16 protein-coding genes and 1 pseudogene are annotated in these 19,691 nt (G+C 66.6%); 8 read left to right on the forward strand and 9 right to left on the reverse strand.

Going from position 1 to position 19,691, the window contains the following annotated elements; all coding sequences use genetic code 11:
• Positions 1–261: 261 nt before the first annotated feature.
• From treY to U5S82_21430, 6 genes and pseudogenes are all read right to left on the reverse strand, one after another.
• Entirely contained in the window at positions 262–3,135 is a 2,874-nt protein-coding gene (treY, locus tag U5S82_21405; protein ID MDZ7754123.1) for a malto-oligosyltrehalose synthase, read from the reverse strand.
• Positions 3,136–3,153: 18 nt separating this feature from the next.
• The gene (locus tag U5S82_21410) at positions 3,154–3,792 is read right to left on the reverse strand and encodes a DUF3459 domain-containing protein (protein ID MDZ7754124.1); all 639 of its coding nucleotides are present in this window, start codon (positions 3,790–3,792) and stop codon (positions 3,154–3,156) included.
• Between the two features lie 608 nt (positions 3,793–4,400).
• A pseudogene (locus U5S82_21415) lies at positions 4,401–4,673 on the reverse strand (alpha-amylase family glycosyl hydrolase).
• 147 nt (positions 4,674–4,820) lie between these two features.
• On the reverse strand, positions 4,821–5,006 hold the full coding sequence (locus U5S82_21420; GenBank protein ID MDZ7754125.1) for a hypothetical protein: 186 nt from the start codon (positions 5,004–5,006) through the stop codon (positions 4,821–4,823).
• Positions 5,003–6,247 carry a glycosyltransferase gene (locus U5S82_21425; GenBank protein ID MDZ7754126.1) on the reverse strand — a complete coding sequence of 415 codons (1,245 nt, stop codon included), beginning with the start codon at positions 6,245–6,247 and terminating at the stop codon, positions 5,003–5,005. Before U5S82_21425 ends, U5S82_21420 begins: the two co-directional genes overlap by 4 nt.
• Complete coding sequence (locus tag U5S82_21430; protein ID MDZ7754127.1) at positions 6,244–6,933, reverse strand: DUF5752 family protein; 690 nt, start codon at positions 6,931–6,933, stop codon at positions 6,244–6,246. Before U5S82_21430 ends, U5S82_21425 begins: the two co-directional genes overlap by 4 nt.
• Positions 6,934–7,430: 497 nt before the next feature.
• Here U5S82_21430 and U5S82_21435 point away from each other — a divergent pair, with 497 nt between their 5' ends.
• Entirely contained in the window at positions 7,431–9,026 is a 1,596-nt protein-coding gene (locus U5S82_21435) for a bifunctional GNAT family N-acetyltransferase/carbon-nitrogen hydrolase family protein (GenBank protein MDZ7754128.1), read from the forward strand.
• Positions 9,027–9,065: 39 nt separating this feature from the next.
• On the opposite strand, the gene U5S82_21440 is transcribed toward U5S82_21435, so the two are convergent.
• Together U5S82_21440 and U5S82_21445 are read right to left on the reverse strand one after the other, a co-directional pair.
• On the reverse strand, positions 9,066–9,230 hold the full coding sequence (locus tag U5S82_21440) for a rubredoxin (GenBank protein ID MDZ7754129.1): 165 nt from the start codon (positions 9,228–9,230) through the stop codon (positions 9,066–9,068).
• Positions 9,231–9,344: 114 nt separating this feature from the next.
• Positions 9,345–10,388: an NAD(P)/FAD-dependent oxidoreductase gene (locus tag U5S82_21445; protein MDZ7754130.1), complete on the reverse strand. Its 1,044-nt coding sequence runs from the start codon at positions 10,386–10,388 to the stop codon at positions 9,345–9,347.
• Between the two features lie 329 nt (positions 10,389–10,717).
• Here U5S82_21445 and U5S82_21450 point away from each other — a divergent pair, with 329 nt between their 5' ends.
• The 4 genes from U5S82_21450 to U5S82_21465 all read left to right on the forward strand — a co-directional run bounded on the left by U5S82_21450 (position 10,718) and on the right by U5S82_21465 (position 16,329).
• The gene (locus U5S82_21450) at positions 10,718–11,701 is read left to right on the forward strand and encodes a hydrolase (protein MDZ7754131.1); all 984 of its coding nucleotides are present in this window, start codon (positions 10,718–10,720) and stop codon (positions 11,699–11,701) included.
• A 225-nt stretch (positions 11,702–11,926) separates the two neighbouring features.
• Positions 11,927–13,585 (forward strand): SagB/ThcOx family dehydrogenase, encoded by a 1,659-nt coding sequence (locus U5S82_21455; protein ID MDZ7754132.1) that lies wholly within the window; start codon positions 11,927–11,929, stop codon positions 13,583–13,585.
• 128 nt (positions 13,586–13,713) lie between these two features.
• Entirely contained in the window at positions 13,714–15,921 is a 2,208-nt protein-coding gene (locus U5S82_21460; protein MDZ7754133.1) for a transporter substrate-binding domain-containing protein, read from the forward strand.
• A gap of 45 nt (positions 15,922–15,966) precedes the next feature.
• The gene (locus U5S82_21465; GenBank protein ID MDZ7754134.1) at positions 15,967–16,329 is read left to right on the forward strand and encodes a CbiX/SirB N-terminal domain-containing protein; all 363 of its coding nucleotides are present in this window, start codon (positions 15,967–15,969) and stop codon (positions 16,327–16,329) included.
• Positions 16,330–16,380: 51 nt separating this feature from the next.
• Here U5S82_21465 and U5S82_21470 read toward each other — a convergent pair whose 3' ends face one another.
• Positions 16,381–17,241 (reverse strand): PA4780 family RIO1-like protein kinase, encoded by an 861-nt coding sequence (locus U5S82_21470; GenBank protein MDZ7754135.1) that lies wholly within the window; start codon positions 17,239–17,241, stop codon positions 16,381–16,383.
• Between the two features lie 443 nt (positions 17,242–17,684).
• Between U5S82_21470 and U5S82_21475 the strand changes: the two genes are divergently transcribed.
• From U5S82_21475 to fliN, 3 genes are read left to right on the forward strand one after another with little or no spacing between them, the layout of a single operon-like run.
• Entirely contained in the window at positions 17,685–18,209 is a 525-nt protein-coding gene (locus tag U5S82_21475; GenBank protein MDZ7754136.1) for a flagellar basal body-associated FliL family protein, read from the forward strand.
• Between the two features lie 11 nt (positions 18,210–18,220).
• Positions 18,221–19,249 (forward strand): flagellar motor switch protein FliM, encoded by a 1,029-nt coding sequence (fliM, locus tag U5S82_21480; GenBank protein ID MDZ7754137.1) that lies wholly within the window; start codon positions 18,221–18,223, stop codon positions 19,247–19,249.
• The gene (gene fliN, locus U5S82_21485) at positions 19,246–19,683 is read left to right on the forward strand and encodes a flagellar motor switch protein FliN (protein MDZ7754138.1); all 438 of its coding nucleotides are present in this window, start codon (positions 19,246–19,248) and stop codon (positions 19,681–19,683) included. Before fliM ends, fliN begins: the two co-directional genes overlap by 4 nt.
• Positions 19,684–19,691 lie beyond the last annotated feature (8 nt).

Consider the following 19,691-nt stretch of genomic DNA (forward strand, 5'->3'; position numbering starts at 1 on the left):
CTCCCCCCGGGGAAATGGGAAAGGGGAAATGGGAAAGGGGTAAGGGGAAAAGATTACTACCCGTGCGTCCGCTCTGCTGACGCCGAAACAGTGGATCCGCTGCGCCTTTTCAAACTGCCACTCTCTCTGACCTTCCCCCTTTTCGCGTCATTTCGTGTCTTTCGTGGTTACGCTTTTAGTAGGTCGGGCTTCAGCCCGACAGCCTGCTTCGCCCGTGATTCCCGTGGCAGCGGCATGGGCTACGGCGAGTGAGGCGGCGTCTCAGACGGGCACCAGCAGGGCGGCCGGGAAGGTGGCGAACAGTTCGGCGGCGGCCAATCCGGCTCCGTCCGGAGTCTGCCGCACCCCTATCTTCTCGCCGCTGAGCACGTTGCGGTATGCACTGACCGCCGCCTCCGGGCAGGCCACGGTGGTGTCGCGCCAGGCCCTCGTTCCCAGACAGCCCTTCTCCGTGCCGCCGTCGAGCCGTGCCAGCCAGCGCGGGACGGCCACCACCACGTGGTCGTCCTGGCGGTGGCGGGCGAAGGCGGCCAGGTGGGTGGCGGCGGTTCCCCACGTCGCCAGGCCGGCATAGCCGCCGTCGCGGAAGAGTTCGGGCAGGCCCTGGCGCAGGCGCAGGGCCTGGCGTATGACGTGGAGCTTGGCGCGCCCATCCTCGAGGGCGGCCATCAGCTCGCGCGCCAGGGCAGGGGTGGCGTCGCCCTCGGCGGAAAGAGTCTCCAGCAGCCTACGGCGTCGCTCGTAGTCCACCGGGCGGCGGTTGTCGGGGTCCACGAGGCTGAAGTTCCACAGCTCGGTGCCCTGGTAGATGTCCGGTACGCCGGGCACGGTCAGCTTGAGCAGGGTCTGGGACAGGCTGTTCAGCAGCCCGTAACGCAGGATGCTCTGCTGGAAGGGGATGAAGTCCGCCAGAAAGGGATTGCGTTCCGGGTCGTCGAGCAGTGCCGTCACGAAGGCCCGGGTGGCCTCCAGGTACTCGTCGTCGGGGTTGATCCATGAGCTGTGGGTCTTGGCCTCGTTCACCACCTTCTCCATGTACGTGGCGGTGCGCTCGCGGAAGGCAGCGAGGGCCTCGTGGGTGGAGCACTCCATCGGCCAGGCACCTGCCAGGGTCTGGTACAGAAGGTACTCGTCCTCCGGCGACGGGGCGGGTGTGTCGTGCACCTGCCGTTTCCTGATGCGGTTGAGCTGCCGCCAACGGGCGAGGTGCCGGCCCCAGGCGCGAGGGGCCTCCGACAGTACCGCGGTGCGCGCCCGCACGTCCTCACTGCGCTTGCTGTCATGGGTCGAGGTGGTTACGAGACCGTGGGGATGGTGTTCCACACGTTGCCCCATGCCGTGGTGAAAGGCCTTGACGGAGACGCCGAAGACCCGCGGATCGAAGCCCACGTCGTTGAGTGCCGTCAGGCGGTTGTAGACGTAGAAGGCGGTATCCTCCATGCCCTTGGCCATCACCGGCGCGGTGTACTGCTGGAAGCGCAGGGCGAGGCGCACCACCAGGCGGCGGGCGGCGGCGTCGCGGCGGTTCTGGTTTGCCAGGCCGAGCAGTCCTTCCAGGAAGTCGTAGACCTGGAGGTCGGCGGCGGGATTGCGGCGCTTGGCCTGGGCAATGGCCCAGCGGATATGGCGGTGGTCGGCCTCGGCGGCACGGACGGCGGTGAGGTAGGTGCGGTAGACCGGGAAGCATGCCGCGGTCTCCGCCAGGGCGTCCCGCAGGCGGTGATAGGTGAAGTCGCGGGTGTGGCGGTCGGTGCGGGCGATGGCGCTCGCCATGTTGGCCAGTACCGCCAGCTCGCTGGCCAGGACGCTGTTGATGATGAGTTTCCTGCTGTGGTAGAGGATCTCGTCGAATTGCTCACGGCGGCCGGTGAAGCCTTGGTAGAGGCGGGTCAGATCGCGCTCTGCGCTCGGATCCACCAACAGGCCGTTGATCAAGTGGGCGGTTTCGTAGCCGGTGGTGCCGGCCACCGCCCAGTCGGCCGGCAGGTGCTCGTGGTCGGCCAGCACCTTTTCCGCCAGCAGGTAGAAGCCTTCACCCGCAGCGCCGGCCGCGGCGGAGGTCAGGGTCTGAAGGTTGCCGAAGTAGCCCTGGGGGTCCCACAGGCCGTCCGGGTGATCGACGCGCAGGCCCTGGACGTGCCCATCGGCCACCAGCCGAAGCACCAGCCGGTGGGTAGCCGTGAACACATCGGCGTCTTCCACGCGGATGCCGGCGAGGTCGTTGATGTCGAAGAAGCGCCTATAGTTGATCTCGTCGGCGGCCACCAGCCAGTAAGCGAGGCGGTAGGCCTGGGCCTCCAGCAGGCGGTGGAGACGGTCGAAGCTGGCCGACTCGCCGGGGGTGCCATTGAGGGCCGTGGCGGCCGCGTGGAGGCGCTTCTCTACCGCGGGGTGATCACGGCACAGGGCGGCCAGGCGCTCCTTGCAGCCGGCGCCGGCGCGGCGGCGTTCCCGGCGCCGGGCGGCACCGGTCGCGGAGCGCCGCGGCAGGGCGCGGCAGGCCGCCGCTACGGCCTCCAGCCCGTCGCGGGCGGCGCTGTCCAGGGTGGGCTCGCCGGCGGGGTCGAGGGCGTGCCCCAGGACGGCGGGATAGCTGCGCGGATCGATGGGGAACAGGTGCTCGTAGTAGCGCACGTCGAAGGCGCCGCGCGTGGCATCGAAGCCGAGCACCAGGCCGCCGTCCTCGAGCACGGCGCCGTAGTGGTCCCCCAGGAAGGGCAGCAGCACCTTGTGGCGCAGTGCCGGGCTCGCCGGGCGCCAGTCGATGTCGAAGTAGTCGGCGTAGGGCGAGGCCTCGCCGTGCTCCAGCACATCGAGCCACCAGCCGTTGTCGCCACCTCCCACCCCCATGTGGTTGGGGACGATGTCCATCACCAGGCCCATGCCGTGGCGGTGCAGGCTGTCGGTGAAGGCGGTGAGGTCGGCCTCGTTGCCGATCTCCGGGTTGAGGGCGTCGTGATCCACGATGTCGTAGCCGTGGCTGCTGCCGGCCCGGGCCTTCAAAAAGGGTGAGGCGTAGACGTGACTGATGCCGAGTGCCTGCAAGTAGGGGACGATGCCGCGGGCGTCGGCGAAGGTGAAGTCGCGGTTGAGTTGCAGCCGGTAGGTGGCGATAGGGACGCCGTCGGCGCTCATGGCCCATGCCCCGCGCCGTCATCCAGATACCGATACCACCGACCACGGCGGCAAACGGATGGCAGCGGCTGCCGTATCCGCCGGGTGGGTGGTGTACAGCACGCGTCCCCCGGGCAGGCTGACTCCGTCGACGGGGGCCTCCCCGAGGTTGGCCGTCACTGCCAGCCGGGAACCGTCGCCGAGGGTCCATGCGGCGGTGAGGGCGGTGGCGCCGTGCAGCTGTCCGCCCCTGTCGTGCACCGGGCCGCGCAGCCGTGGCACCAGCTCGCGGTGGCGCAGGGCCAGCAGCTGGCGGTGGATGTTCAGCCAGCGCGAGTGTGCGGGACGCGCCGGGGCGTCCCAGTCCAGCACGGCGGCGGCGAAGGTGGCATCAGCCATGGGGTCGGGGATGCGTTCCCGTGCCGCGGGGTCGCGGAATTCGGGAAAGTCCGCGAATTCCTCGCGCCGCCCCGCCACCACCCGCTCCGCGAGATCGGGACCGAAATCGCAGAAAAAGGGGAAGGGGCGGGCGCAGCCCCATTCCTGGCCCATGAACAGCAGGGGCGGTTCCGGTGCCAGCAGCAGCAGGGCGGTGGCGGCATGCACCGCCTCGTCCGCGGCCAGGGCGGCGATGCGCTCGCCGAAGGCGCGGTTGCCCACCTGGTCGTGGTTCTGCAAAAAACCCACGAAGGCGGTGGGTGGCAGGTGCCCGCTGGGCTCACCAGGGGGGTGCCGCCGCGATAGGGGGAGGGTTCGCCCTGGTAGGCGAAGCCCTCCGTGAGGCAGCGCAGCAGGTGGCCGGCCGGTGCCGGCGCGTAGTCCTGGTAGTAGCCCGCCGTCTCACCGGTGAGCAGCACGTGTAATGCGTGGTGGAGATCGTCGTTCCACTGGGCGCGGTAGCCATTGGGGCGCGCCTGCCCCCGGGCGTCCAGATAGCGGGCGGCGTTGTGGTCGTTCTCCAGCACCAGGTGAACGGTGCGGCCCTCGCCGATGCGGTCCCGCACCTCGCGGGCCAGCGAGGTCAGGATGTGGGGCTCGGAGTCGTCGAGAATGGCGTGCACGGCATCGAGGCGCAGGCCGTCCAGGTGGTACTCGGTGAGCCAGTACAGGGCGTTTTCGATGAAGAAGCGACGCACCCAGGCATTGCGATGGCCGTCGAAGTTGATGCCGTCGCCCCAGGGTGTCGGATGACGGTCGGTGAAGAAGTCGGGGGCATAGAGGTGGAGATAATTGCCCTCGGGGCCGAAGTGGTTGTAGACCACGTCCAGGAATACCATCAGGCCGTGCTCGTGGGCGGCCTCCACCAGTGCCTTGAGGTCCTCGGGGCGGCCGTAGGTGCTGTCAGGGGCGAAGGGGTAGGCGCCGTCGTAGCCCCAGTTGCGGCTACCGGGAAAGTCGGCCACCGGCATCAGCTCCAGGGCGGTGATGCCGAGTCCGGCGAGGTGGTCGAGGCGCCGGCCATGGCGGCGAAGTCGCCGCCCGCGGTGAAGGTGCCTACGTGGGCCTCGTAGATGACCGCCTCCTCCCAGGGCCGGCCGGTCCAGCCGTCGTCCCGCCATTGCCAGGCCGCCGGGTCGATGACCTCGCTGGGTGCATGGACGTCGGCGGGCTGGAAGCGCGACGCCGGGTCCGGCACCGCGGTGCCGCCGTCGATGCGAAAGCGGTAGTGGCTGCCGGGGCCGGCCAGCTCGGTGGTGCAGGCGAACTCAGCCCTCCGGCTCTGCGGTCATGGGTAGGATGGCGTCCGGTGCACCGCCGCCATCCTCCGTCGCGTACAGGCACAGATCCACGCGCCCGGCCGCCGGTGCCCATAGCCGGAAGAGCACGCCGCCGCCTGCCAGTACCGTGGCGCCGAAGGGCATCACGTGGCACCGCGAGGCCCCTTCTGTCACGGCTGGCCGAGCTCGATGCGGTCGGTGGCACCGTGGAGCAGGGCCACCATCAGGGTGAGATACTCCCTCAGGTGGCGGGTGAGAAGAAAATTCTCGCGCACGAAGCGGCGTGCCTTGTCGCCCATCTCCCGCCTCCTGTCCGGCTGGTGGAGGAGATAGCGGATGCGCAGGGCCGCTCCCTCCGGGGTGCTGACCAGGAAGCCGGTGTGGTGGTTCACCACCTGCAGGCGGATGCCGCCCACGTCACCGCCGATCACCGGCTTGCCCTTCCACAGGCCTTCGGTGACGGTGAGGCCGAAGCCCTCGCGCAGGGATTTCTGCAGCACGATGTCCGCGGCCCGCTGCAGGGCGTTGATCTCCGTGTGGGCGTCGTTGGGCAGCAGTAGGGTGTGGATGTTGGGGTCGTCACCTGCGGCGGCCTCCACCTCCTGCAGTACCACCTCGCCTTCGGGGTCGTCGGTGGCCCCGCCGCCGGCCAGCACCAGTTGCAGGTGGGGTGTGAAGCGCCGCGCCAGCTGGTAGGCGCGGATGACACCGACGGGATCCTTGAAGCGATCGAAACGCGACACCTGGATGACCATGGGCAGCGCCGGGTCGAGGCCATGGTGCTCGCACACCCGGGCGATCTCCGTTTCTTGCAGTTCCATGTTCTTGTCGCTCAGGGGATCGATGCTGGGTGGCACCAGGTACTGGGGATGGGGCAGGTCCTGGGCGAAGGCCGCCAGGGAGAAGATGCTGGCGTCGTAGGGTGCCACCATGGGATAGAGATACTTCCACACCGGGCGGTAGGGGTGGCTGGCGTCGATGTGGCAGCGCCAGATCCACTTGCCCCTGCGTTCGGGGAAGTGTCCGAGCAGCGGCGCCGGCTGGGGGTCGTGGATGAATACGAAGTCGGCGTCCGCCAGCACCGGCCTCAGCTCCTCGGCCTTGGCGGCATTGGTCTCCTCGTAGACCCGCAGCAGGTGAGAGCCGAGGGCCACGCGGTTGCCCTGGAGGGCGTTGTGCATGCCCTTGGTGCACTCATAGAACTCGCTCTCGCCGGAGATGACCTCCCAGTGAGTCTCCAGCCCCAGTTCTTCCATGAAGGGCACCAGCTTGGTGAGGAGTCTGGCGACGCCGCCGCCCACCCGGGTGGAGTTGACGTGTACCACGCGGGCCCCGGCCAGGGGCGCGGCCAGCTGCCTGAGGTGGGCGATGACCTCGGGCCCGGCGACCTGGGCGTAGTCCTCCAGGGTGCTCATGGTGAAACCTCCGGGAAGTGGATGGCGAACAGCCCGGCCAGTTCGTCGCGCAGGGCATGGAGGCCGCCGAAGTAAGGGTCCACGGCCGCCAGCTGCTCCCGCAGGGGTTCCACCTCGGACCCGAAGATCGCCAGCCAGTCGCTGAAGTCGTCCCGCCCGTCGGCAGTGCGCCGGCGGGCATCCACGAAGTGGTAGAAGATACTGCCGGTGGTGAGGTCGGGGATGCTGGCGGTGAGTTCGCGGGGATGCGCCAGGCGCCGGCCGGTATCGAATACCACGATCTGAGAGCGAGCGAGTTCGAACTGGATGGTGGCCGGCGCGAAGGCGTGGTGGCCGGCCTCGTCGAGGCGCGTGTCGATGAGTTCTACCATCTCCCGGCGCAGGGCCTCCAGGTCGGGATAGTTGGTGGGGGAGAGGGCGGCCAGGCGTTCGGCCAGGGTGGGGTCGTGGACGCCATGGCGCACCCATTCGGCGAAGTCGTTATTGTACTCGCGCTCCTCGAGGCGAGGCTGGAGCAGGCTGCCCCAGAAGTGGTGGTAGATGCTGGCGGTGTCGGCGTGGCTGACTTCGCTGCGTAACTCCTGGAGCAGGCGCGCCTTGCGGCCGGTGGCCAGTACCACCAGGGCGCAATCCTTGATGCCGAATGCGGTGCTCTTTGCGTCGGCCTGCGGGACGGCATCGGCCATGGCGTGACTCCTCTGGTTTTAACGTGAAAGTCGCGAAGCACGAACTCCCCTCTTCCTTCGGGACAAATCCGTCGGGAACGGATTCGAACGCGCCTTGGCGCGGCCCGCAGGGCGAAGGGCAGGACGCCCTGGAGTATAGGGATGGGGTGAGGGAACGAACATGGCGATACGCGCTCTTCTTTCATCATCTCGGGCGGCGTGTATCGCCATGAGAGTTAGGGCCGGACCGTGTCCAACGAGATTCATAAATAGCATGGAGTTACGTCATGCCCATTGAGATACATCAATGGGACCGTGCCCGGCCGCCGGTGCCGGTGTGTTCACGGGCAAGCGCGCGCAGGGCATAATCCCGCCCACCACACCGAGGGCATCAAGCGTCACCCGGTGCCGGCTTGGGCGGCGGGTTTGGATGTCGGGATGAATCCCGACAGGGGGAGGGTGAGGCCGTGGGGAATGTTTCAGACCCCCATGTTGGACCGGGCATAATCACCGGACCGATGGGGGCCATTGTCCCCCCAGGCCGACCCATCCCACAGGCAGAAGACGTTGAATACCGAATTCCCCCAGACCTCAGGCTCAAGCTGCGCAACCTCACCGCCGGGGACATCCCCGAACTCGAGGCCCTCATGGAACGGGTCTATCCGGACATCGGGGGGGCGTGGCCGCGGGATTCCCTGCTGGCGCTGTTCAAGGACTTCCCCGAGGGGCAAATCGCCATCGAGGACAATGGCCGCGTGATCGCGGTGGCCCTGACGGTGCGTTGCAGCTACGAGCGCTTCAGCCGCGCTCATACCTATGATGACCTCATCGGCCGCCGCGAGCGCATCCGCCACGACCCCAAGGGAGATGCCCTCTACGGCATGGACCTGTTCGTGGACCCGGACTACCGCGGCCTGCGCCTGGGACGGCGCCTCTATGACGCCCGTAAGGAATTGTGTCGCAACCTCAACCTGCGCGCCATCCTGGCGGGCGGGCGCATCGTGCGCTATCACGAGTACGCCGGGGATCTGGCTCCGGAGGATTACATCGACGGGGTGCGACGCAAGGCGATCCACGACCCCATCCTTAGCTTCCAGCTCGCCAACGACTTCGAGGTCAAGCGCATCATGAAGGGCTATCTGCCCGAGGATGCCAAGTCCCGGGGCTTCGCCACCCTGCTGGAATGGAGCAACATCCTCTACGAGCCCGAGGGCATCGCGGTGGACTTGATCCGCAAGGTGGTGGTACGGGTGGGCATCGTGCAGTGGCAGATGCGACCTTCCAACTCCTTCCAGAGCTGGCTGGACCAGGTGGAGTACTTCGTGGACTCCATGGCCGACTACCAGGCCGATTTCGTCATGTTCCCCGAGTTCTTCAACGCCCCTCTGATGGGCCTGGGGGAGCAGGAGACTCAGTACGAGGCGGTGCGCTTCCTGGCCGGCTTCGCCGAACGTACCCTGGAGGCCCTGACGCATTTTGCCGTCACCTACAACATCAACATCATCGCCGGCAGCCTGCCGGTGATGGAGGGCGACGTGCTGTTCAACTACGCTTACCTGTGCCGCCGGGACGGCACGGTGGAGACTCAGCCCAAGCTCCACATCACGCCCCACGAGCGCCGCGACTGGGTGATCCAGGGTGGTGATTCTCTGCGGGTGTTCGACACCGATGCCGGGCGCATCGGCATCCTCATCTGCTACGACGTGGAGTTCCCGGAGTTGGCGCGGCTGCTGGCGGAGCAGGGCATGGACATCCTCTTCGTGCCCTTCTGGACCGACACCAAGAACGGCTTCCTGCGGGTGCAGCGCTGCGCCCAGGCGCGGGCCATCGAGAACGAATGCTACGTGGCCATCGGCGGCAGTGTGGGTAACCTGCCCCAGGTGGACAACGTGGACATCCAGTACGCCCAATCGGCAGTCTATTCACCCTCGGACTTCGCTTTTCCCCACGACGCCATCATGGCGGAGAGCACTCCGAACACGGAGATGGCGCTGATCGCCGATCTGGACCTCGACCGCCTGGCCCAGATCCGCCACGAGGGCTCCGTCACCAACCGCAAGGATCGGCGCCGGGATCTCTATACGGTGGAATGGCTCGGCGGCGATGGGGCTTGAACGGCGCCCTGTCGGTTGCTCCCGGCAATCGAACGCCGCTCAGACCTCCACCATCTCGAACATGGCCTTCTCCACCTGGCATTCGGGGCATTGCCAGTCCTCGGGGATGTCTTCCCACGGCGTGCCGGGGGGGATGCCCTCGTCGGGCAGGCCCTCGGCCTCGTCGTAGATGAATCCGCAAATGGTGCATTGCCAGGTCTTCATGGTTTACCTCGGGTATCTTGGGAAAAGCTGAACGAGCCGCCCTGGCCTTGTTCGGCCACGGCGACGCGGGTCTCGTGGGGACGCGTGGCAAGCGCGCCTCGTCCAGCGCTTGGCCTAGTGTTTGCCCACGCTTGAGCCGTCCACCCCCAGGCGCTCGTGCATGGCGGGGCTGGTGGTGGTGTATTGGAGGAACTGCTTTTTCTCCGGGTCGATGAAGTGCTGAACGGCGAAGGCGGCCAGGGCGGCCTCGTGGAAGCCGCTCAGGATGAGCTTCTTCTTGCCCGGATAGAAATTGATGTCGCCCACGGCGAAAATGCCGGGCACACTGGTCTGGAACATGGCGGTGTCCACCACGATCTGGTTCTTGTTGAGCTTGAGGCCCCATTCCTTGATGGGCCCGAGGTTGGGGGACAGGCCGTAGAACACCAGGACCTCGTCGCCTTCCACCGTGCGTACCTCGCCGTGGGCATCCTTTACCTCGAGACCGGCCAGGCGGCCGTCCCTCTCCACCAGGGCGGCGGTCTTGCCGGTGACCAGGTCCATGCGCCCCTGCTCCACCAGCTCCTTCATGTGATTGACGGAGGCGGGGGCGGCGCGGAAGCCTTCGCGCCGGTGCACCAGGGTGAGGCGGTCGGCCACGTTCACCAGGTCCAGGGTCCAGTCCAGGGCCGAGTCGCCGCCGCCCAGGATGATCAGGTGCTTGCCCGCGTACCTGTCGCGGTCCCGGACGGCGTAGTTGATGGTGTCCCCGGCGTATCTCTCCGCTCCTTCCACCCGCAGGGGGCGCGGCTGGAAGGAGCCGACGCCGCCGGCGATGATGACGGTGCGGGCATGAAACTCGGTACCCCTGGAGGTCGCCACGTGGAAGCGTCCGTCCTCCATGAGGGCGCACTGGACCACCTCCTGGGCCAGGTGAAAGGTGGGGCTGAAGGGGGCGATCTGCTTCTCCAGCCGTTCCACCAGCTCCCGAGCCCCGCACACGGGCAGGGCGGGGATGTCGTAGATGGGCTTGTCGGGATACAGATGGGTGCACTGGCCGCCGGTGTAGGGCAGGGAGTCCACCACGTTGGCATGGATGCCGAGCAGACCCAGTTCGAACACCTGGAACAGGCCGCAGGGCCCGGCGCCGACGATGACACAGTCAGTTTCAGTACTCATGGCAGAAGGTCCGTTTTTTCAACCGCTTAGTATGGTGAAGGTGGCAAGGATTAACACCCCGTCGATGAAAGTGTTTGGGAATCGTCGGCAAGGCATTGTTTTTGTTGCTCGTCGCGGTCGAGATTGCCACGCTCGTTCCCTCACCCCATCCCTGTACGCCGGGCATCCTGTCCTTCGCCCTTCGCCCTTCGCCCTTCGCCCTTCGCCCTGGGGACCGCGCCAAGGCGCGTTCGAATCCGTTCCCGACGGATTTGTCCCAGAGGGAGAGGGGGAGTTCGTGCTTCGCGACTTTCACGTTCACGAGTATCGCAGCAGGAGCCCATTGTATCGTGAATCGAGGATCTTTCAGGCCGGCATGGTGGTTGCCTTCGCCCCATCTGCAGACCCTGTGGCCGAGTTTTTTCCGGACCCGGTTGGCTCTTGAGGGCCGGTGGGAGCGAGTGGAACTGGCGGACGGGGATTTCATCGACCTGGTGTGGTATAGACAGGGGGATCGGCCCCTGGTGCTGGTCATCCATGGTCTCGAGGGCTCCCTGAGGTCCCACTACGTCACGCCTACCCTGGCCGCCCTCGACCGTCACGGCTTCGATACGGTGTTCATGCACCTGAGGGGCTGCAGCGGCGAGCCCAACCGGCTGGCCCGCGGCTATCACTCCGGCGCCACCGAGGACTTGGCGGAGGTCCTCGGACACTTGGACAGCCACGGCCGTCGCCCGGCCGCCGCCGTGGGGTTCTCACTGGGCGGCAACCTGTTACTGAAATACCTGGGGGAGGAAGGGGAAGGGGCCTTGCTTAGGGCGGCGGTGGCGGTATCGGTGCCCTTTCGCCTGTGGCGCGCGGCGGCGCGGCTGGAGCAGGGCGCGTCGCGCCTCTATGGCCGCCACCTGCTGGTTGGGCTCAAGCGCTCCTACCGCCGCAAGGCTGCCGTGGTGGAGATGCCGTTCACGGTGGACCTTCACCGGCTGACCACCCTATACGAGTTCGATGATGCCATCACCGCCCCGCTGCACGGCTTCGCCGGTGCCGACGACTACTACCATCGCTGTAGCAGTTGCCACTTTATCCCGCGGGTCGTGATACCCACCCGCATCATCCACGCCCTGGACGACCCCTTCATGTACCCCGAGGACGTGCCCGGTGAAAAGGATCTCGGGCCGGGGGTGGGGCTCGAGCTGGCCCGCCACGGCGGCCACGTGGGCTTCGTAACCGGCTCCGCATCCGGCGCCGCGCGCTACTGGCTGGACGCGGCCATTCCGCGGGCGGTGACCGACCTGCTCGCTGCCGGCGGGAACGAACCTTTCCGGTCAGGCTGATGGCCGCCTGACAACGGGCCTTGCCGATCCGGATCAGGTCTCGAAATCGTGGTTACGCATCGTTCCATCCCAACAACTACACTCCTGACCATTCACCATTCACCATTCACCATTCACCATTCACCATTCACCATTCACCATTCACCATTCACCATTCACCATGTTTGTGGATTACCGTGTTCGGGCCCGGTATTTCCCGGTCCCCCATTGGGCCACCATGGTGATATGAACGAGACCCTGAATCACTATCACGAACTTTCAAAACATCACCCCCAACGTATGGCGCCGGGACCGGGGCGCCTCGACTGGGTCAACCAGCCCGACCCCTTCCGTCACTACGAGGGCGCGCCCCGGGTGGAACTGCCGCTGCTCGCAGGCGAGCTGCCGGTGGCCTATGACGATCTGTTCCGGCCGCAGACCGTGGCGGCACGACCCTTCACCCGCGACAACCTGGCCCACCTGCTGGAGTTGGCCTTGGGCCTCGCCGACTGGAAGTCCTTCCGCGGCAACCGCTGGGCCCTGCGCTGCAATCCGTCCAGCGGCAATCTCCATCCTACGGAAGGATATCTCATCACTTCCGCCGTGGCCGGCCTGGACGCCGGGGTATACCACTATCGGCCCCACGACCATGGCCTGGAACGGCGCGCCGGTGCCCCGTTTTCCTGGCCGGATGGGGTATTGGTGGCCCTCACCGGCATCCATTGGCGCGAGGCCTGGAAGTACGGCATGCGGGCCTTCCGTTACTGCCAGCACGACTGCGGCCATGCCCTGGCCGCTCTCGGTTATGGGGCCGCCGCCCTGGGTTGGCCGACGCGCCTGCTGGACCATTGGGGAGACGAGGCCATCGCCGCTCTCACGGGTGTGGACCGGGCGGGAGATTCCCCCCCGGGGGACCACGAGACCCCTGAGGCCTTGCTGTGGATAGGAGCGGGCGAACCTCCCGCGATGGACGAGGTGCTGGGCGCTCTGGCGGGGGTGCCGTGGCAGGGCCGGGCCAACGCACTGAGCCGCGAACACCGCGAGTGGCGGGATATCCCGGCGGTGGCGGCGGCTACGGTCAAGCCTGCGGAGCGGGCCGCCACCCCGGCACCATGGCCAGCCCTGCCGCCCCTTCCGCCCGTGTCGTCCCTGGCCGTGTCCCACCTGGTGCGCCGCCGGCGCTCGGCCCAGGCCTTCGATGGCGTGAGCGGCATCGATGCTCGGGCCTTTTTCCGCATGGTGGATGCCCTGATGCCGCGGCCCGTGCCGCCCTGGACTCTCACCCGGGACGCCCCCGCGGTGCATCCGGTGTTCTTCGTGCACCGGGTGGCGGGGTTGGAGCCCGGGGTGTATGGCCTGGTGCGGGATGCCGGCGAACGTGACCGCCTCGCGGCTGCCATGGCTCCCGACTGGCAGTGGTCTGCGGTGCCCGGTTGTCCGGCCCATTTGCCCCTGTTTCTGCTGGGGCTTGGGGATACCCGCGGTTTCGCGGCCACGGTGTCCTGCCAGCAGGACATCGCCGCCGATTCCGCCTTCTCCCTGGCCATGCTGGCCCGCTTCGATGACATCCAGGGTCAGCCCTGGCGCTACCGGCGACGCTTCTGGGAGGCAGGCCTCATGGGTCAGGTCCTTTACCTCGAGGCCGAGGCCGCCGGCGTCCAGGGCACCGGCATCGGCTGCTACTTCGATGACCTGGTGCACGAGGCCCTCGGGCTCGATACGACACGCTATCAGGATCTGTACCACTTCACCGTAGGCACGGCGGTGCTGGACTCCCGGCTGGAGAGCGAGCCGCCCTATGGCCATCTCGCGGATCGGCCGCGGGTACCCGCTGTTCCCGAGGGGCCCAGGGACGCGGCGGGGATTGAAGGGGCCACGGCGCGAGACCCGGATGGCCGCCGGTGACGGGCGCATAAACCCACCGGGCCGGGTGCCTTATTAGCAAAACGTGGTGAAGTGGAGCCCACGGCGGGCCGGGTTTAGACTCCGGGGCATCCCTTGAACCCCAGCCGCCGGTCCGAACTAGCACTATAATGCGTCCTCACCATCCCCTCCTGGCCATGGCCGTGCTGCTGCTGATCCTGGTGGGCATGAAGGGCCCGATGGCCGAGGATACCGAGGCTGCCGGTGGCGCGTCCCGGGGTGAGGACCTGCCGCATATCATGGACCGCGGGCGGTTGCGCATCCTCGTGCCCCCCAACTACGAGGGCAATCGCTATCTGCCCCGGGCCGGCTCTCCAGTGGACGCGCAGGAGCGGCTCGCCGCCACCTTCGCGGCCACCCTCGGGCTGGAAGCGGAGGTGGTGCCCGTCGCCGGCATTGCCAACCTGCTGGAGGCCCTGGAGGCTGGGGAAGGCGACGTCATCGCCGCCAACCTGACGGTCACCGAGGCCCGCAAGGAGCGCATCGGCTTCTCCGTACCCGTGGACCACGTGGTGGAGCAGTTGGTGGTGAGCAGCCGCAACAACACCATCAAGGGCCCTGCCGATCTGGTGGGCCGGACCGTGCTGGTGGAGCGCGGCAGCAGCTTCTGGGACACCATGACCGCCCTCAAGGACGAATACCCGGGTATCGTCCTCACCGCCGCCCCCCAGGGTCTGCGGGACGAGGATGTCATCGACCTGGTGGCCGGCGGCCGGGTCGCCGCAACGGTGCGCGACAGCAACGTGGTACAGATGTATCTGGGCTACCGCGATGATATCCGGGCCGCCTTCGACCTCTCCGAGGAGCGTGCCATCGCCTGGGGGATCCGCAAGGATGCCGAGGAACTGCGCCGGGCGCTGGATGATTTCCTTCATACCAAGGCCCTCACCCATTTCGGCTACGACGAGTACAAGGAGGACCTGCCGGGCCTCAAGAAACGCCGCCGCATCCGCGTCCTGCTGCGTAACAATGCGGCCTCCTATTTCCTGTGGCGGGGCGAACTCGTGGGCTTCGAGTACGAGATGGCCCGAGCCTTCGCCAAGGATCTGGGAGTGCGCCTGGAGGTGGTGGTGCCGCCCTCTCACGAGGCCATGTATCGGTGGTTGAAGGAGGGGCGCGGCGACATGGCGGCGGGATTCCTGGTGCCCCAGGAACGTCATGAGCACGACGGCCTGGCCTACACGCGGCCCTACCACTACGCCCCCCTGCACGTGGTCAAGCGGGCGGACGACCCGCTGTCCGATGTGACGGGACTGGATGGCCGGACCTTCGTGGTGCGGCAATCCAGTGGCCAATGGAACCAGCTCATGGGGCTGCGCCGACTGGGCGTGGAGATCACACTGCATCCCGCTCCAGAGGACATGGAGACCGAGGAAATCATCGGCCGCGTGGCCAGTGGTGACTACGACCTCACCCTGGCCGACGCGCACCTGCTGGATATCGAGCTGGCCAACGGCGTGCACGTGGCCTCCGCCTTCACCCTCGGCCTGGAGCGCCCCCACGCGGTGGCGGTGCGGGCGGAGGACGAGGAACTGCTGGCCGCCCTCAACGCCTTCATCAAGAAATCCTTCAAGGGCGTGCTCTACAACGTCCTCTACAAGAAGTACTTCACCAACGAAAAGCAGGTCCGGCGCCTGGCCCTCGGCCGGGTGGAACTGCTGGAGCAGGGCCGGCTCTCCCCCTACGACGACTTCATCAAAAAATACGCCCGCCAGTATGGCTTCGACTGGCGGCTGGTGGTGGCCCAGATGTACCAGGAGAGCCGCTTCAGACCCGACGCCGAGTCCCTGGCGGGGGCGCGGGGGCTGATGCAGATCGTACCGCGCACCGCCGAGCAGTTGGGCTTCAAGGATCTGGATGATCCCGAGGCCTCTATCCACGCCGGTATCAAGTACCTGGACTGGCTGCGGGAACGCTTCGATGCCGAGCTGCCGGTGGCGGATCGCACCTGGTTCGCCCTGGCCTCCTACAATGCCGGTCACGGCCACGTCTATGACGCCCGCCGCCTGGCGGCGGAGAAGGGCTGGGACCCCAACCGCTGGTTCGACAACGTCGAGCAGGCCATACGCCTGCTGTCCAAGGAGAAGTATGCGGGGAAGGCCCGCCATGGCTGGGTGCGGGGCGGCGAGACCGCCCATTACGTGCGCAGCATCAAGCAGCGCTTCGAGGCCTACGTGACGGCCACCGAGGCGGGCCCGCCCGATGCGGAGACCCTGTCCCTGCTGCTGGGCGGAGCAAGCGGTTCGGCGGTGGACCGAGGCCGGGCACAGGGATTGTCCCGAAATCCCGAGGTGTTTCAGGACGTCCAAGGCGGCTAGGATCCGGCCCCATCATTGGAGCAGAGCGGCACAGGACCCGAGGACATGAAGGCATTGCTACTGGTGGCCCACGGCAGTCGGCGTAAGGCCTCCAACGAGGAGGTGACGGCCCTGGCCCGGCGCCTCGACGAGGCTCTCGGCGAGAGCTTCGATATCATCGAGACCGCCTTCCTGGAACTGACGGCGCCCTCCATTCCCGACGGCATCCGCTGCTGCATCAACCAGGGTGCGCGCTCGGTGGTGGTGGTGCCTTATTTCCTGGCCGCGGGTACCCACGTGGTGAACGACATCCCGCGGCTGGTGGAGGAGGCGGGCCGGGCCCATCCCGAGGCGGATATCAGCGTCACCCCCCACATCGGGGCCTCGCCCCTGATGGCGGACCTCATCCGCGGTTGCGCCGCGGTCTGAGGCCAGGGCGGCGGGCCAGAGCGGCGGGCCATGGCGGCCCGGCCCCAGGCCTCAGTCGCCCCGCGCCGCTTCCCGTCCCAACTCGCGGATGGCGTGCTCCCGGCGGGCGTCCTCGATGGACAGGCGCACGCCGGCGACGTCGGCCACGTGTTCATCGAAGTGGAAGCGGCCCGTGAGGATGGTCTCGGGCACCAGGGTGCCCTTTTCATAGAGGGCCCACATCTCCTCGCCGTATTGAGTGTCGCCAAGCTCCGGCGCGAAGCGGGCGAGGCTGTCGCGCAGGTTGTGGACGTCCCGTAGTAACATTTCCCGGGCCGCGTTGTTGCCCGAGGCGCTGACCATCTGGGGCAGGTCGATGATCACTGGCCCGTCGCCGCTCATCAGCACGTTGTATTCCGACAGGTCGCCGTGGATCAGCCCCAGGCATAGCATGGCCACCACATCCCGCACCAGACAATCATAAGCCGCCACGGCCTCCCCGGGGCTGAGATGGCAATCCACCAGGCGCGGTGCCGGATTGATGGTGCCCGTCTCGCCGGTGATCAGGGCCATCAGCAACACACCCTGGAAATAGCCATGGGGCTCGGGTACCCGCACCCCGGCCGCGGCCAGACGATAGAGGGCATCGGCCTCGGTGGTCTTCCACTCGGCCTCCTGCTGGCGCCGGCCGTAGCGGGTGGCGTGTTCCATGGCCCGGGCCTGGCGACTGCCGCGGGACTTGCGCCCCTCCTGGTAGCGGGACCGCGCCTGGAAGCTGCGCTGCTCCATGTCCTTGTAGACCTTGGCGCACAGCACTCGCTGGCCTGCGCGCACGGTATACACGGAGGCCTCCTTGCCGCTCTTGAGGGCACACAGCACCTCATCGATGATGCCATCCTCGATGAGGGGTAAAAGTTCCTTGGGTATCTTCATCTGTATCGTGTAGGTCAGGCCTTGGAGAATTCACTATTGTGCCTGATCCCGGCCGCCACGGCTCCCGCGGGGACCGGGCGGCTGCCGGGGATATGGGTGTTGGCGGGATGTCGGTTGCCGGGAGCAACCGACCAGCGCGCCGATCGATCCGAATAGCAGGGCAGGCCAGGTGCTCTCGGCAGCCGACGGGGCGCTTCAGCTTTATCTTCCCTCTACCGTTAAGAGAGGCAGCGATCCCGCTGCCCTCGTCATGGGGTTCGCGGCGACTCGCTGCGGCGGCCGACCGGCCGACCGGTCGTTGGCGCGACACGGCCCCTGGATCGGAGCGGACTGTCAAATAACCGACGGCCGACCCGAGCGGATAGCGTTACCTTATGATTCTTATGTGGTTTTTTTGCTGGCACATGCCTTGCTATTGATGTTCTAACTCGTTGGAGATTGCCATGGCTGAAGTACCGGAACAGGAAGAAGAACTGGAACTGGCGGAGAGCGGCGGCGGTGGCCGTAAGCGACTCGTCATCGTCATTGGCATCGTACTGGTGCTGGTGCTCGCCGGTGGTGGGGCGGGCATCTACTTCAGCGGCATGCTGTCCGGCGGTGACGAAACGGCGGCGACGGGCGAGGAGGGTGCGACGGCCAAGCCGCCCAGACCCGCCATCTACGTGACTCTCGACCCGCCGTTCACGGTGAATCTCAAGGGCGAGAGCCGGGCCAAGTACCTGCAGATCGCCATGCAGGTGTTGACCCGGGACCCGGCGGTGGAGCAGGCCATCAAGAACCATGGGCCGGTGATCCGCAACAATCTGGTGTTGTTGCTGGGGGATAAGACTTCCCAGGACCTCGCGGACCGTAAGGGCAAGGAACGCCTGCAACAGGAAATAGTGAACAGCATCCGCGGTGTGGTGGAGGAGGCCACCGGCAAGGCCGGGGTCGAAGACGTGCTCTTCACCACTTTCGTCATGCAGTAAAGGGCCGGGAGATGAGTACCACCGACATCCTGTCCCAGGCCGAGATCGACGCCCTGCTCTACGGCGTCGACGATGGCGACGTGGATACCGAAGGCGACGAGGCCGCCGAGGGGGAGGCCCAGTCCTACAACTTCACCAGCCAGGATCGCATCGTCCGGGGACGGTTGCCTACCCTGGAGATGATCAACGAGCGCTTCGCGCGCCTGTTCCGGGTGAGTCTGTTCAACTTCCTGCGCCGTTCGCCCGAGATCTCCGTGGGCACCATGCAAATGCTGAAGTTCGGCGAGTATGTCCACAGTCTGTTCATGCCCGCCCATATGAATCTGGTGAAAATCAGGCCGCTGCGGGGCACTTCACTGTTCGTGTTCGATCCCAAGCTGGTGTTCCTGCTGGTGGAGAATTTCTTCGGTGGTACGGGGCGCTTCCATACCAAGATCGAGGGACGGGATTTCACACCCACCGAGCGCCGCGTCGTGCAGATGGTGTTGGACCTGGTGTTCAAGGATCTGACCAATGCCTGGTCACCGGTGCTGGCCATCGACCTCGACTATCAGAACTCCGAGGTGAACCCGCTGTTCGCCAATATCGTTAGTCCCAGCGAAGTAGTGGTGACCTCGTCCTTTCACGTCGAGCTGGATGGTGGAGGCGGCGACCTCCATATCACCATCCCTTACTCGACCATCGAGCCCATCAAGGACCAGCTCGACACCGGCGTGCAGAGTGACCGCAGCGATCAGGATGCGCGCTGGGCCAATGCCCTGAAAGAGGAGATATTCACCGCCAATGTCGACCTCAAGGCCTCCCTGGCGGAAGCGCAACTGACTCTGCGTCAGGTGGCCGATCTCAGGAAGGGCGACATCATCCCCATCGATTTTCCCGATACGGTGCTCGCCAGCGTGGAGGACATCCCCATATTCCGTGCCCGTCCGGGGGTCCACAACGGCAGCCTGGCGTTGCAGGTGGAGACGGCCCTGCACTTGCCCAAGGAGGTCTCGTCGCCGGAGGTCTCCGCCGCCACCGCCAGAGGTAACAGACCATGAGCGAGCAGGACAAGAAAACCGACGACGAGGATCTGGCGGCCGAATGGGAGAGCGCCCTGGATGAGCAGGGCACCAATGGGGCCGGCAAGAGCAAGTCGGAGGATCTGGACCGGGCGGCGCATGCGGGATTCTCCGATCTGCAAGAGCCGGCCAAGCCCGGCCAGGCGGCGAGCGAGATCAACCTGGAGTCGGTGCTCGACATTCCGGTGACTCTGTCCATGGAGATCGGGCGCACCCGCTTGAGCATCCGCAATCTGCTGCAACTCAATCAGGGCTCGGTGGTGGAACTGGATCGCCTCGCGGGCGAGCCCATGGACGTGATGGTGAACGGTACCCTCATCGCCCATGGCGAGGTGGTGGTGGTGAACGACAAGTTCGGCGTACGGCTCACGGATGTCATGAGCGCCCAGGAACGGATCAAGAAACTGCGCTAGAGGCTGCC

The organism is Gammaproteobacteria bacterium (assembly GCA_034522055.1).
GTDB lineage: Bacteria > Pseudomonadota > Gammaproteobacteria > JAABTG01 > JAABTG01 > JAABTG01.